Source organism: Bacillus sp. G1(2015b), assembly GCF_001482475.1.
Taxonomy (GTDB): Bacteria; Bacillota; Bacilli; order Bacillales; family Bacillaceae; genus Bacillus; species Bacillus safensis.
In genome coordinates this window covers 1-13,471 of sequence record NZ_LKIC01000003.1, presented here as the reverse complement: position 1 = coordinate 13,471, position 13,471 = coordinate 1, and the positions used below count along the sequence as shown (strand labels likewise).

Here is a 13,471-nt window from a genome sequence, read left to right as displayed (position 1 = left end):
ATAAGCATACTCTCTCGACCTCTATAATTCCTTTGTCATAAATAAACAGTTTGGATCTTCTTGATATGTACCAAAAGGCGGGCAATACTGAAACCCAGCGCTTTCATATAGTTTTCTTGCTGGTTCAAAGAAAGCCATTGCCCCTGTCTCTAAGCTGACACGTGTATACCCGCGCCGTTTTGCCTCTTGGAGAAGATGATTCAGCATATACCTCGCTACACCTTTCCGCATATGGAGGGCTGCAGTTCTCATCGATTTGATTTCCCCATGTTCACTTGACAGCTCCTTTAACGCTCCGCAGCCAAGAAGCTCCTCTCCATCTCGCACACTCCACACGGTGACATCTTGTTTTTTTAAATCAGTTAATGGAAGGGCATGAATGCTTTCGGGCGGCGAATGCTCTTTCATTTCTTCTAGATGTGCAGTAATCAGCTGATCAATTCGTCCATCCATAAGTTCATCTTGTAGAATATACATTTCCATCACTCCTTCACGATCATTGTACGTGAAGAGTTGAATGGTTATCTGCTGTTATGTCAGATAAACGAACAAACAACTGGCATCTACAAGCCAATTGTTTGTTCGTTTTACAAGTATTTATGAGGAAAGAACGGCTTGTAATTCCTCTGCTGTACTGTTTTCAAGCTGACTTCCGACACCGACAGCCACTGCGCCTGCTTGAAGCCACTTCGGAACATCAGCTGGATGAATGCCACCCGTAGGAATAAATTCAATCTCTGGAAATGGACCTTGCAGGTTTTTCATATAGGATAAACCGAAGGAGCCGCTTGGGAAAAGCTTGAGCAAGCCGTAGCCATCTGCTTTCGCCTGCATGATTTCACTTGGGGTGAGAACCCCTGGTACATAGAGTGTGTCGTAAAATGAGAGATGTTCTCCAATCATAGGAAGATATCCTGGACTGACGATAAACTGTGAGCCTGCCTCAACAGCTGATTGTGCCTGCTCCAGTGTCGTAATCGTTCCCGCTCCTACAATGAGGTCTTGCTCCTGCTGAAAGGATGCGATAATGCGTTCAGCATTTGGCGTGGTATACGTCACTTCAATGGCACGGACCCCTTTTTTCTTTAAACGCTCAATCATTTCAATGCCTTCTCTTTCACTACCCGCTCTCACCACTGCGATCAATTTACAAGACGCGAGCTGCTTTTTAACGTTCAAACTTGCTGACTTTCCCATATCTCTCATCCCCTTTCATATAATCCCGCCTTTGATATCGTTTGGCTTCTTTCATAAAAGCTTGAAGCTCCTCCCGGGTAGGCAGTCCATCCTTATCGCCAGGAGACATCACTGCAAGTGCCCCAACCGCATTACCTCTTGTCACGGATTTTTCATTTGATAAGCCGTCAAGTAAGCCGCTGATGACCCCCACTGCAAATCCATCACCAGCTCCGACTGTATCTACGACATCCTGTACATAAAATCCATTCACAATTCCTTGTCCGGCTGCACTTTTATAATAGGCACCTTCTGCCCCTAGCTTAATGACCACTAGCTTGACACCTTTTTGCAAATAAACATCTGCAATCTCTTCTGGCTCGTGACAACCCGTGAGCCTTTGCCCTTCTGCAAGACCTGGAAAAAACCAATCCACTTGCGAAGCGATTTGATTCACCGTCTGAATCATGTCCTCCCCCTCTTCCCATAGCTGAAGCCGAAGATTTGGATCAAATGAAATGGTTCTGCCCGCTGCTTTCATTTCTTGAAGGGCACGAATAGAAAACGCTCTCATTTCACTGGATAGGGCAGGCGGAATACCAGTCATATGAAGGTGGCCTGCCTGTTTGAAATAGGTGGCGGGAAAGTCGCTTGGACTCATTGTGCTCGCAGCAGAGCCTTTCCGATAATACGTGACGTCAGGGTCTCCATCGATCACTTTTGATTTAAGTAAGATGCCCGTTTGAGACCCATCATTTGAACGGAGCACTGCACTTGTATCGACCCCTTCTTTTTGAAGCTCTTCTAAAATAAATGTGCCAAGTGAATCTGCTCCGACTTTGCTCATCCAGCCCACATGAAAGCCCAGCCTCGCCAAACCGACAGCCACGTTACTTTCTGCACCAGCAAGCGCCTTTTGGAATGTATGCACTTGATGAAGCTCCCCAACTTCCTTTGCATAAAACATCGCCATTGATTCCCCAAATGTGACCGCATCCAATGCTTTCACTCATTTCTCCCCTTTCTTGGTACCGGTTTCAAATCAGTTGAAAAAGAGAGAGCATGCACGTCTGTATACTCTTCTCTGCCTATCATTTATAAAGATTTCCTTACAATGATTTCACCATCAAGCTGAATCGTTTGGGGCGCACTTTCATCCCCTTCAAGCCGTGTCTTGATTTTTTGCATGGCTGCTTTCCCCATTTCATGAGAAGGCTGGGCAACTGTAGTGATTCCAGGTCCAATCAGCTTATACCATTCTGTATCATCAAACCCTGCAATGCCGATCTCATCAGGAATCTTCATCCCAAGCTCTACAAGTTCACTAATCAGCTTCAGCATGAGTAATCCATTACCTGCTAAAATCGCTTTTTTCTGTTCGTTTGATTGTAGAAAACGGACAATCTCTTCGCGCATTTGTTCCTTTTGCTTTAAATCAATTTCTGCAATGATTGGCTTCTTATGTTTACTCAAAGCTGTCTGTTCATATGCTTCCTTTCGCTCTTCACGAGGACTGATTCCATCGACAGGCTCAGTAAAGAATGCGATGTGATCATAGCCTTTCTCATACATTTGTTGAAGCAGCCGGATTGTGATATCACGGTTGTTCGTGGTCACTGTGTCGACTTTTAGTTCAGGCAGCTTCCGGTCCACAAGAACAATCGGCACACCGTTTTTCTTAAACTCCTCCAGAATGTCATTGTTCTGTCCTGTCGTATTGATGATGAGCCCTTCAATATAATGTGCATTCAGCTTAAGGAGCATTTCCCGTTCTTTTTCTGGACGATTATCTGTGTTGCACACCATGATACTGTATCCATATTCATCACAAATCTCTTCAACTCCGCGAAGTGTTGCCACAGAGAATGGATTCGTAATGTCGGCTACAATAAACCCAATGACCTTGCTTTTTCTGACTTTTAGTCCTTGAGCAAGCTGACTCGGGCGATAATGGAGTTCCTCAATGGCTTTCTTGATTTTTTTTACCTTTTCTGAAGAAATTTCATTTGTTCTGCCATTGATATATCTGGATACAGTTGATTTTGAGACCCCTGCATAAGCTGCTACTTCGTTAATGGTCACTTTCGTTTGCTTTTTCTCTTTCATTCAAAAAACTCCCACAATTGATCTTCTCATTTGGTTCGAAACCGATTTCAAATAAACTTAAAAAGAGCATATCATAATTGATGGCATTTCAGAAGATTTTTTTGCATGATGATGGCAAAAATTCGTCTAATCAGATAAAAAGAAAGCGATTTCAAATAAACGGTTGACGGCGCTCTCTTTTTCCTCTAGAATTTTCCTTGAAACCGATACCAAATAAATATCAATATTTGTTTCAGATGGAAAGGGAGGCTTATCCAAATGGAAAATCGTTATGCTGTACATCCTGAACAGGTCAAACGTTTTACAACAGAGGAACTTCGTCGTCATTTTCATATTCCTACGCTATTTGTCAGTGGTGAATTAAAGCTCTATTACTCTCATGAAGACCGTGTGGTGATTGGCGGAGCCATGCCGGCAGCAGAGCCGCTCACACTAGATGCTGGGGACTTTTTACGGACGGAGTATTTTCTTGAAAGACGTGAAATCGGGATTGTGAATGTCGGCGGACAAGGAACGGTCACTGTTGATGGTGAGGCCTTTGTGCTGGAGCATAAAGATTTCTTATATATTGGTCTTGGTCACGAAGATGTACAGTTTGCTAGTTCATCAGGAGAGCAGGCCAAGTTCTATCTAGTTTCAGCCACGGCTCATAGAGCGTACCCTACGCAAAAAGCAGCCATCGCTAAATTAACACCAAACCACTTAGGGGAAGCAGCTGCTTCCAATGTACGAAACCTGTATCAAGTCATCCATGCAGACGGCATCCAAAGCTGTCAGCTCATGATGGGAATCACTCAGCTGGAAACCAATAACACGTGGAACACGATGCCTGCTCATATTCACGATCGCCGGATGGAAGTATACTTATACCTTGATATCGAAGAGGATGCACGCGTCTTTCATTTTATGGGGGAGCCCTCTGAAACAAGACATCTTGTTGTGGCAAATGAGGAAGCAGTCATTTCACCTGCCTGGTCCATCCATTCAGGCTCAGGCACAGCGAATTATTCATTTATTTGGGCAATGGCGGGCGAAAACTATACGTTCAAAGATATGGACTTTGTCCCAATGGATCAGTTGAGGTAACAAGGATGATGACAACATCAGATGTAGCGTCCCTCTTTTCCCTTGAAGGAAAAACAGCCCTTGTGACAGGTCCTGGAACCGGCATTGGGCAAGGTATTGCCGTGGCGCTTGCCCAATCAGGTGCAGATATCATCGGCACTTATCACCACACACCGCTTGAAGAAACAAAGGCACTTATCGAACAGGCAGGCCGATCATTTCATGCGGTTCAGGTTGACTTTTCCGATCCTCAAACTGCAAAACAGGATGTCGACGCCATATTAAAAAAGCACACGATTGATATTTTAATCAATAATGCTGGAACGATCAAAAGAGAGCAGGCGGCTCACTATTCAGAGGAAGATTGGCATACGGTCATGGATGTGAATATCAACAGTCTTTTTTTCCTCACGCAAAAGGTTGGACAGCAAATGCTGAAAAACGGGCAAGGGAAAATCGTTAATATCGCCTCCCTTCTATCGTTTCAAGGCGGCGTCTTTGTCCCCGCTTATACAGCAAGCAAACATGCTGTCGCAGGGCTGACGAAAGCTTTTGCCAACGAATGGGCGAGCCAGCATATTCAAGTGAATGCGATTGCGCCTGGGTATATTGCGACCAATAACACACAAGCCATTCGTGACGATGAAAATCGAAATGAAGAGATTCTCAAACGAATTCCCGCCGGGCGCTGGGGAAAACCTGAGGATCTAGCAGGTGCTGCTGTTTTCCTTAGCTCACCAGCTTCTGATTATATGAACGGTCATATTTTAGCCGTTGATGGCGGCTGGCTTGCAAGATAAAAAGACGAGAGAATTCCTATCCGGGATTCTCTTTTTTCTATTTGTATAATTCTCCACCTTCCGAGTCACTCTATAAAAAACATGTGATGAGGGTGAGGTATTATGAAAAGTCGTATTGAACAAGATATAGCGTCCGTCATTAAGCGTGTCAAAAGCTTTGCCGGAAGAAGTGATGATATCGTGTTCCACTCTTTTTCATTTGGTCCTTCCACTATGTCTGCATGTCTCGTGTACATTGAAGGACTCACAGAATTTGAGTTACTTTCTAAGCAAATCATTTCACCAATGCAAAAGGAACTGGACCTCACTGAGGTTGATTCTAATACACTTCCCTCCCTTTCAAAAACGTTCTTTGGCATTCAAAGTGATGTGCTGGATGATATGAACCTTGCCATCGAGCAGTTATATAGCGGCAAGGCTATTTTATTTGTAGATGGAGCGGCTCAAGCACTTGCACTCCATACAAATCTTTTTCAATTTAGGGAAGTAGAAGAGCCGCAATCTGAAGTTCTTGTAAGAGGACCACGGATTGGATTTATTGAGAATCTTGAAAAAAACACGGCTTTACTCCGCGAACGGGCAAACGACCCAAATCTTGTGATTCAAAAGGTGAGTATCGGTACTCGCAATAAAAAATCCGCTGCTCTTGTGTATGTTCGTGATATTGCTGACCCTAAACTAGTAGAAGATGTTCTATCACGCATGGCCGAAATCAAAATGGATGACATCCCTGAAACCGGCTATATTGAACAGTTGATTGAGGACAGTCACATCTCCATTTTCCCACAGATTCAAAACACAGAACGTCCTGACCGGGTGATTGCATCTGTGCTTGAAGGCAAAGTCTCGATTTTGCTCGATGGGACTCCTTTTGCCCTCATTTTACCTATGACACTTACAGCTTTGATGCAATCACCAGAGGATTATTATCAGAGGTGGACAAGCGCGACTCTTTTGCGTTTACTTCGTTATATTGCCGTGCTGCTCACGATTTTTTTACCCGGGCTTTACATTGCTCTTGTCTCTTATCATCCCGGTTTATTACCGACAAGAATGGCACTCACCATCGCAGGCAGCCGGCAGAATGTTCCCTTCCCTCCTGTTGTCGAAGCCATTCTCATGTCTTTTACGATAGAGCTGCTGCGGGAAGCTGGACTACGGCTTCCAAGAGCCATCGGACAGACAATTGGGCTCATTGGCGGGGTTATTATTGGTCAGGCAGCTGTCCAAGCCAATATCGTCAGTGCCTTAATGGTGATTATTGTGTCGCTGACCGCACTAGCTGACTTCACGGCACCGTCATATGACTTCAGTTTCCCACTGCGTATTTTGCGGTTTATGGCCATTTTTAGTTCAGCCTTGTTTGGATTATACGGTTTAATCATGTGTTATTTATTTGTGCTTTGTCACTTGATGCAGTTAAAGACCTTTGGTTTCGACTATTTCACACCAGTATTGTCTTCACCGTTTTCAGATTTAAAGGATACGTACGTTCGTTTACCAATCGGGCTATTTAAATCCAGACCAAAAACAGCAAAAATAAAAAATCTCAAAAGACAAGGAGATTAAACGATGTACAGACCTGAAAGGCTATCATTGTTACAAGTAACCATCCTCTGCAGCTCTACAATGATAGGCGCTGGAATTTTAACCATTCCACGCAGTTCTGCCAATTCAGGATACCCTGATGGCTGGATCATTGTATTAATACAGGGCGTCATCTTTGCTTTCGTTGCTTTTTTGTTGGGCTGGATTGCCGAAAAGAATGCACCAGACACCATTTTCGAGTCAAATACAAAAGGAGCGGGCGCATTCTTTGGCACAATCTTTAATTTAATGCTGATCGCCTATTTACTAGGCATTGTCGGCTTTGAGGCACGTGTCCTTGGGGAAGTGGTTCAGTTTTTCCTGCTGCAATCAACTCCCATGACCGTGATTGTGATGATTTTTTTACTCGTGGCGATCTATCATTTGAAAAGCGGTATCTTTCCAGTCGTCAAAATGGTGACCTATATTTATCCGATCACCATGGTCATTTACATAGCGCTCATGCTGTTTAGTTTAAAAATATTTGATTTTGATTATTTGCGCCCTGTGATGGCGCATGGTTTTAAAGATTTTAGTAACCTGTTCTCTCAAACATTTATTCAATTTACAGGCTTTGAAGTCATTTTGTTTGTTGTCCCGCTCATTTATAAAGACAAATGGTCTAAGGCAAAATGGGCGGCTGCGATCGGGGTTGGGATTACTTCTCTTGTATATTCCCTCACACTCTTTATAGTGATTGGCTCCATGACCGTTGGTGAAACGAAATCTCTCACTTGGCCGACGGTTTCTCTTATACAAGCGCTTGAACTTGAAGGGGTGTTTATCGAACGATTTGATATTTTCTTACTGACGATCTGGACGTGCCAGCAGTTCATTTGTATGCTGGGTTTTTTCCAGTTTGCGATTAAAGGCTGCTTCACTGTTTTTAAATCAACCAATATAACGAGACTGTTATGGCTGCTATTTTTGATTACATCAGCACTCTCACTTTTCCCTAGAAATATCAACGAAGTCTTTTACTACTCTACTTTACTCGGCTACGCATTATTTGCAGTTTTAGCCATTCCTTTTATTACTGCTATCCTGCTGATGATACGCAAAAAATGGGGAGGTCGTTCTACATGAGAGGCAGGCGTATACTGTTATTCTTTTTTTCCTGCTGTCTTTTCCTTCTATCAACAGGCTGCTGGGACTTAAAGGATATTGAAAAACTATCGTTTGTACGCGGTGTTGGTATTGATGAGGATGATGACAATGGAGTTAAGCTGACCTACCAAAACCTTGTACCGAAATCAAGCGGAACACAAGAAGCCGATTCTCCCGGCTATGTGAATGTTGTCTCGAAGGGAAAAAATGTGCTTGAGGCTGTCAGTAATGTCGCCTTGAAGGACCCGCCGATCTATAGTGATCACCTGAAAATCTTCTTGTTTGGCAGAAATCAAGCAGAGCATCACGATATTCAAGGAACACTTAATCATTTTATTCGAGATGATGAGGTTCGGCGCAGCAGCTATCTCCTCGTGTCACGAGGAGATGCGTCAAAAGTCATCAATCAAAAGTTAAAGTCTCAACAGAAGGTACCGGTTGAGCATATCTTTGAAACATCCAAAAACCGAAGTTTTAACGGAAAGATCGCACCGGCAACACGTATTGGCCGGGCGTCTGATTACTTTCAGATGGGCGTTAGCTTCCTTGTGCAAAGTGTAGATGTGATCGACAGTGAAATTATTTATGATGGGGCAGGAATCATACATGGGAAAACGCGAAAACTGATTGATTTTATTCCAGCAAAAGATGTCCAATCTTTAAACTGGGTGATGGGCCGTATCACTGGCGGCGTTGTACCTACCACCTACAAAGGTTATCCGATCACGTATGAAATAAAAAGAGCAAAAACGAAGGTCGAGCCCTATCTGAAAGACGGAAAGGTTTCCTTTAAAATTAACGTAAAAACAAATGGAAAATTATCAGAGGATCAATATCCTCCAGAAAACTCATACGATGAGCAGTACATCAAACGATTTGAGCGGCTCTTTGCTCATAAAATTAAAGAACGCATTCAAAAAGCAGTAAATCATGTGCAAAAAGAAGTCGGCGTTGATCCCATATTTTTAAACCAGCAGTTCCGTATGAAATATCCCGACTATTGGGATCAGCATGGTACCGAGTGGGATAGGCTATTCCAAGAAGCAGCCATCGAATACGATGTCAAAGTCAGCATCTTGAATTTTGGTGCAGAAGGCGCAACAAAAAGCTTTAAATGGTAATGCCAAAAGGCGGTATCCCAATAGGGAGCCGCCCTCATACTGTTGACAAAGGGCTAAAATGATCTTGATTTTAGCCCTTTGTCTTCTTTTCAGCGTGATAGAAAACCTTTGCAGCCCTAGGAAGGACGAGCACCGGAGCGCAGACCTGACACCGAATGCGAGGGTTTGGCTACACGCTGAAGCGGTTATCCCGATGGGGAGCCGCCTTTTTTACGTACGACAATGAGAAGCTGATACAAAGTCACTTGGTCAGACAACGATTTTGTTTGAAAGCCAAGTGATGCTCCTATTCTTGCCACTTCATCAAAAAACAATTGAACGTTTTGATCAATCTGTACATTGACCCGCTGCTCGATCACGCGTTCAAACAATTGGTCTGGGAAAAGCGCACGCATGGTGTTTGGTGTGAAGAACCGCATATGGGTTCGATCTAAAATTCCTACATCTTGATACGTAAAGTCCCCTGTCATCAAAGGAAGAAGCACCTCTGCATGCATCATGTTAGGCAGGCAGCAAATGATGACACCGCCTGGCTTTAAAGATGCGTGTGCTTGCTCAATGATGTGCCAAGGGTCTGACACATGCTCTAAAACATCTGAAAAAATGACCGCATCAAAAAAGGCCTCTTTCTCTGACCATGGGTATTCATCCGCTTGTGCCTCGATCACTTCTTCGTAATACGCCTTTGCGACCGCTGCTTTTAATGCATCCGCCTCTACCCCGTACATGGTTACAGACTGCCGGTTCATCAATTCAAGCCCGGTTGCCCCAGCCCCGCATCCAACATCCAGTACACATGCAGCTTCCTCAGGGAGCAATTCCACAAAATACGGATGAGGGGTGATCAAATTTAGATCTATGCCCCACTTATCTAAAAATCTAAGTCTGTTTTCAGTAAACAGTGTAGAGATGTTTGTTTCTTGATTTGCATTGAAGGTAGCATGACCATGATGATGCACAAAGGAATCATGCACAATTTGCAGCTGATACCCTTGCAGTAATGAACGTAAGCAAAGATCGTCATCCTCAAATGATCCATATACGAATCGCTCATCAAATAACCCCACATCCTCGATCAACTTTCTTTTCACGAGCAAGCAAAACCCTACAAGCCGGTGCACATAAGTTCTCTGACCTTTTCTCTTAGACGTATATTCCTTAGCAAACGCTGGGAGCTCCTTTACATCTGTATATGACGGCTGGACCATCTGAGGGCCGCTCACATAATTGGAGACTGGCCCCACCATCCCAATCTGTTCTGATGCGAATAGCGCCTCTTTTAATGGAGGAAGCCAATTTTCCGTCACGATCGTGTCATTATTTAAAAAGAGAATGCTGTTTCCTGAAGCTTCTTTTGCCCCTTGATTACATCCCTTTGCAAAGCCTTCATTCTTTTCATTATCAATGAAAATCACATCATCCAGCTCTCTTACATATTCCTTCGTGCCGTCAGTTGACGCATTATCAACGATGATGAGTTCATATTGGTCGCTACTCGTATGCTGTTTAATGCTTTCGATACATGTTTTCGTTAAATGCAGTTCGTTGTACGTCAGCATGACAATGCTTGTTTTCCCTCTCATCTCATTTCCACCTTTCGCCCGCCTGTTCCATATGTATGTGATAGGAAGCACGTTCAGAAGATGAGGGAATGTCCTTTCTTGATTAAACGTTTGTTTAACATAGAAAAACCAGCTGCATACGGCAGCTGGTCATTGTTCACACTGTTTTCCCTTCGTCACCTGCGACGGCACGATTTCTCTTTTTTAAATCTTCTTCAATTTCTTCAAGACTTTTCCCCTTCGTTTCGGTCACCAAGTACCTCACAAATAAGAAGGCGCCTACACCGATGACTGCATAGATGAGGAAGAGATTACTGATACCAATCGCGCTTAATAAAGCTGGGAATGTAAGCGAGATGATTAAATTTCCTGTATGAAGAAGGAAAGTTGAAACGCCTGTACCGATTCCTCGGACATGTACCGGGAACAGCTCAGGAAGCATTACCCAAACAACTGGCCCCCAGCTGACAGCAAAGATGACGATAAAGAGACCTAAACAAATAACGGTTGTCCATCCTGCAACTGTAGACCCTTCGAAAAATCTGTTGACCACTGACAGGACAATTAAACTAAGGACCATTCCTGCATTCCCAAATAGGAGCAGCGCTTTACGCCCTACACGGTCAATGATTTTGATGGCAACAAACGTCATGATGACATTCACTGCACCAATTCCGACAGTTCCTAAAATCGCCGCAGAATTCCCAAAGCCAACACTTGTGAATGTTTTTGGTGCATAGTAGATGATCGTATTTGTACCGATAAACTGCTGCAGAAAGGCTAAGCCGACACCGGCAATCAATGCTGGGCGTACCCATGGCTCAAATAATTCCTTAAAACCGCCTTTTTCTTCACTTTCCGCCTTTTGAATATCCGAAATTTCTTCTTCCACTTCTTGCTTACTTTTTCTGAGTTTAGATAATATCTCCTTCGCACGATTAGCCTGTCCGTGGACAAACAGCCAGCGGGGACTTTCCGGCATAAACAAAATCCCACATAACAAAAGAACAGAAGGAACAACCGCAATTCCAAGCATCAAGCGCCATGCCTCTGCATCCGCTAAAGCGTAGTTCACAATATAGGCTAGAAGAATACCAAATGTGATCATGAGTTGGTTTAATGAGGATAGTGCCCCCCGTGATTCCTTTGGCGCAAGTTCAGATAAATATAATGGAACAATCGTTGTCGAGCACCCGACAGCGAGCCCTAGTACAATTCGGAATAAAACCATCACTTCCGTATTCGGGGCAAGAGCTGTACCAAATCCGCCGATAATAAACAAAATCGCTGCGGCGATGATGGCTTTTTTCCGCCCAAATTGGTCTGTCAGCTTTCCAGAAAGAGAGGAACCGAGCATCGCCCCGATTAAAATCGAGCTGACGACAAGCCCCTCTGTAAACGCATTTAAACCTAAATCCTCTTTCATAAATAAGATGGCGCCGGAGATGACACCTGTATCATAGCCATATAAAGCACCGCCAAGGGCGCCGAAGAAATAAAGCCATCCATTCCGATTTTTCATGTTCATAACCCCACTTTTGTCTCTGTACTCTATGAAAAATCATTTTCCTCACTTCCTGTCATTTCAAACATTTCGATGTTTTATGACAAATATATTTCATTTGTATATCTTTGAAACTTTTTACGAGAAGGATACGTCAATTAAGCGTTAGTGAAAAAAATGTCGCACTATATCCCGTTTTAAGGTATATTTGTTTTAGTTTGTAAGCATAAAGAAGGACATCTTTACTATAAAATCATAGCGAGGGTTTAAAATATATGGATCAATCACGAAGTAAACGCAAAGGGAAAAAGCGTTTAAAACCATGGGTGAAAGTCACTCTTTTTATATTTGGTATTCTTTTACTGACGACCGCTTCTGTTACTGGCTACGCCTACTACAAAGTAACAAATGCTGCCAAAAAGGCTCAAGTATCTCTTGATCGCGGCGCACAATCAGTGAAACGGATTGAAGCATTCGATCCAGGAAAAGACAGCTTTTCTGTCTTGCTGCTTGGAATTGACAGCAGACCGGGCGAAACAGTGAAACAAGCACGAAGCGATGCAATGGTGTTGGCTACCATTAACCGCACAAATAAAACCGTTAAATTATTAAGCATTCCCAGGGACTCATACGTTAATATTCCAGGCCACGGTTTTGATAAAATTACTCACGCACACGCTTTTGGCGGTGCAGATTTAACAGTAAGTACAGTTGAAGATTTACTAGATATTCCGGTCGATTTTGTCATCCAAAGTAATTTTGTAGCATTTAAAGAAATCGTCAATGAATTAAACGGTGTATCTATTAACATCAAGGATGATTACCTTGTGAAACAGATTAAAAAAGATACAAAAGGCAAGGTTGTGCTTCAAACTGGAACTCATACACTAGATGGGGATCAAGCACTCGCATATGTGAGAACAAGAAAAGCAGATAGTGACTTAATGCGTGGACAGCGGCAAATGGAAGTGTTAAAAGCCATTTTTGATAAATCAAAATCATTAACATCTATCCCGTCATACGACAATATCATTGATACACTCGGCGATAATGTGTCAACCACCCTTTCTATGAAGGAGTTAGTCGGTCTTTTCCCGCTTCTGACTTCATTGAAATCGGTTGATACCATCCAGCTTAAAGGATCTGATTACCAGCCAAACGGGGTTTATTATTACCAATTGGATCAAAACCAGCTGAACGAAGTGAAGACTGAATTGAAAAAGCAGCTTGAATTATCATAAATAGAAGCGTCCCTAAGGGGGCGCTTTTAGATTGTTGACAAAGGGCTAAAATGATCTTGATTTTAGCCCTTTGTCTTCTTTTCAGCGTGATAGAAAACCTTTGCAGCTCTAGGAAGGGTGAGCACCGGAACAGAGCGAATTTGAGATTCGTGAGTACCGGAGCGCAGACCTGACACCGAATGCGAGGGTTTGTCTACACGCT

12 protein-coding genes are annotated in these 13,471 nt (G+C 43.3%); 6 read left to right on the top strand and 6 right to left on the bottom strand.

Annotated elements, in window-relative coordinates; all coding sequences use genetic code 11:
* Positions 1-21 precede the first annotated feature (21 nt).
* From AMR95_RS02615 to AMR95_RS02600, 4 genes are all read right to left on the bottom strand, one after another.
* On the bottom strand, positions 22-477 hold the full coding sequence (locus tag AMR95_RS02615) for a GNAT family N-acetyltransferase (protein WP_058837511.1): 456 nt from the start codon (positions 475-477) through the stop codon (positions 22-24).
* 120 nt (positions 478-597) lie between these two features.
* Positions 598-1,197, bottom strand: a complete 600-nt coding sequence (locus AMR95_RS02610) for a bifunctional 4-hydroxy-2-oxoglutarate aldolase/2-dehydro-3-deoxy-phosphogluconate aldolase (RefSeq protein ID WP_058837510.1) — start codon at positions 1,195-1,197, stop codon at positions 598-600.
* Positions 1,169-2,185 carry a sugar kinase gene (locus AMR95_RS02605; RefSeq protein WP_082672196.1) on the bottom strand — a complete coding sequence of 339 codons (1,017 nt, stop codon included), beginning with the start codon at positions 2,183-2,185 and terminating at the stop codon, positions 1,169-1,171. Before AMR95_RS02605 ends, AMR95_RS02610 begins: the two co-directional genes overlap by 29 nt.
* An 86-nt stretch (positions 2,186-2,271) precedes the next feature.
* Positions 2,272-3,282 carry a LacI family DNA-binding transcriptional regulator gene (locus AMR95_RS02600; RefSeq protein ID WP_039181927.1) on the bottom strand — a complete coding sequence of 337 codons (1,011 nt, stop codon included), beginning with the start codon at positions 3,280-3,282 and terminating at the stop codon, positions 2,272-2,274.
* A gap of 258 nt (positions 3,283-3,540) precedes the next feature.
* Between AMR95_RS02600 and kduI the strand changes: the two genes are divergently transcribed.
* The 5 genes from kduI (at position 3,541) to AMR95_RS02575 (ending at position 8,962) form a co-directional block, all read left to right on the top strand.
* Positions 3,541-4,368 (top strand): 5-dehydro-4-deoxy-D-glucuronate isomerase, encoded by an 828-nt coding sequence (kduI, locus tag AMR95_RS02595; RefSeq protein ID WP_058837509.1) that lies wholly within the window; start codon positions 3,541-3,543, stop codon positions 4,366-4,368.
* A 5-nt stretch (positions 4,369-4,373) separates the two neighbouring features.
* Entirely contained in the window at positions 4,374-5,147 is a 774-nt protein-coding gene (gene kduD / locus AMR95_RS02590) for a 2-dehydro-3-deoxy-D-gluconate 5-dehydrogenase KduD (RefSeq protein ID WP_058837508.1), read from the top strand.
* Between the two features lie 102 nt (positions 5,148-5,249).
* Positions 5,250-6,716: a spore germination protein gene (locus tag AMR95_RS02585; RefSeq protein ID WP_058837507.1), complete on the top strand. Its 1,467-nt coding sequence runs from the start codon at positions 5,250-5,252 to the stop codon at positions 6,714-6,716.
* Positions 6,717-6,719: 3 nt separating this feature from the next.
* Positions 6,720-7,820, top strand: coding sequence for a GerAB/ArcD/ProY family transporter (locus AMR95_RS02580; protein WP_058837506.1), 1,101 nt, complete (start codon positions 6,720-6,722; stop codon positions 7,818-7,820).
* A complete protein-coding gene (locus tag AMR95_RS02575) occupies positions 7,817-8,962 on the top strand; it encodes a Ger(x)C family spore germination protein (RefSeq protein ID WP_058837505.1) in 1,146 nt (381 codons plus the stop codon). The genes AMR95_RS02580 and AMR95_RS02575 overlap by 4 nt, the downstream gene beginning before the upstream one ends.
* A gap of 185 nt (positions 8,963-9,147) precedes the next feature.
* On the opposite strand, the gene AMR95_RS02570 is transcribed toward AMR95_RS02575, so the two are convergent.
* Positions 9,148-10,545: a bifunctional glycosyltransferase family 2 protein/class I SAM-dependent methyltransferase gene (locus tag AMR95_RS02570; RefSeq protein ID WP_058837504.1), complete on the bottom strand. Its 1,398-nt coding sequence runs from the start codon at positions 10,543-10,545 to the stop codon at positions 9,148-9,150.
* A 136-nt stretch (positions 10,546-10,681) separates the two neighbouring features.
* Positions 10,682-12,046 carry a sugar porter family MFS transporter gene (locus AMR95_RS02565; RefSeq protein ID WP_156414530.1) on the bottom strand — a complete coding sequence of 455 codons (1,365 nt, stop codon included), beginning with the start codon at positions 12,044-12,046 and terminating at the stop codon, positions 10,682-10,684.
* A gap of 257 nt (positions 12,047-12,303) precedes the next feature.
* Between AMR95_RS02565 and AMR95_RS02560 the strand changes: the two genes are divergently transcribed.
* On the top strand, positions 12,304-13,269 hold the full coding sequence (locus tag AMR95_RS02560; protein WP_058837502.1) for an LCP family protein: 966 nt from the start codon (positions 12,304-12,306) through the stop codon (positions 13,267-13,269).
* Positions 13,270-13,471: the final 202 nt, after the last annotated feature.

Bases quoted from the DNA above. Each gene is read 5' to 3' on its own strand.
- AMR95_RS02615 (WP_058837511.1), bottom strand. From the start codon at position 477: ATGTATATTCTACAAGATGAACTTATGGATGGACGAATTGATCAGCTG.
- AMR95_RS02610 (WP_058837510.1), bottom strand. From the start codon at position 1,197: ATGGGAAAGTCAGCAAGTTTGAACGTTAAAAAGCAGCTCGCGTCTTGT.
- AMR95_RS02600 (WP_039181927.1), bottom strand. From the start codon at position 3,282: ATGAAAGAGAAAAAGCAAACGAAAGTGACCATTAACGAAGTAGCAGCT.
- kduI (WP_058837509.1), top strand. From the start codon at position 3,541: ATGGAAAATCGTTATGCTGTACATCCTGAACAGGTCAAACGTTTTACA.
- kduD (WP_058837508.1), top strand. From the start codon at position 4,374: ATGATGACAACATCAGATGTAGCGTCCCTCTTTTCCCTTGAAGGAAAA.
- AMR95_RS02585 (WP_058837507.1), top strand. From the start codon at position 5,250: ATGAAAAGTCGTATTGAACAAGATATAGCGTCCGTCATTAAGCGTGTC.
- AMR95_RS02580 (WP_058837506.1), top strand. From the start codon at position 6,720: ATGTACAGACCTGAAAGGCTATCATTGTTACAAGTAACCATCCTCTGC.
- AMR95_RS02575 (WP_058837505.1), top strand. From the start codon at position 7,817: ATGAGAGGCAGGCGTATACTGTTATTCTTTTTTTCCTGCTGTCTTTTC.
- AMR95_RS02570 (WP_058837504.1), bottom strand. From the start codon at position 10,545: ATGAGAGGGAAAACAAGCATTGTCATGCTGACGTACAACGAACTGCAT.
- AMR95_RS02565 (WP_156414530.1), bottom strand. From the start codon at position 12,046: ATGAAAAATCGGAATGGATGGCTTTATTTCTTCGGCGCCCTTGGCGGT.
- AMR95_RS02560 (WP_058837502.1), top strand. From the start codon at position 12,304: ATGGATCAATCACGAAGTAAACGCAAAGGGAAAAAGCGTTTAAAACCA.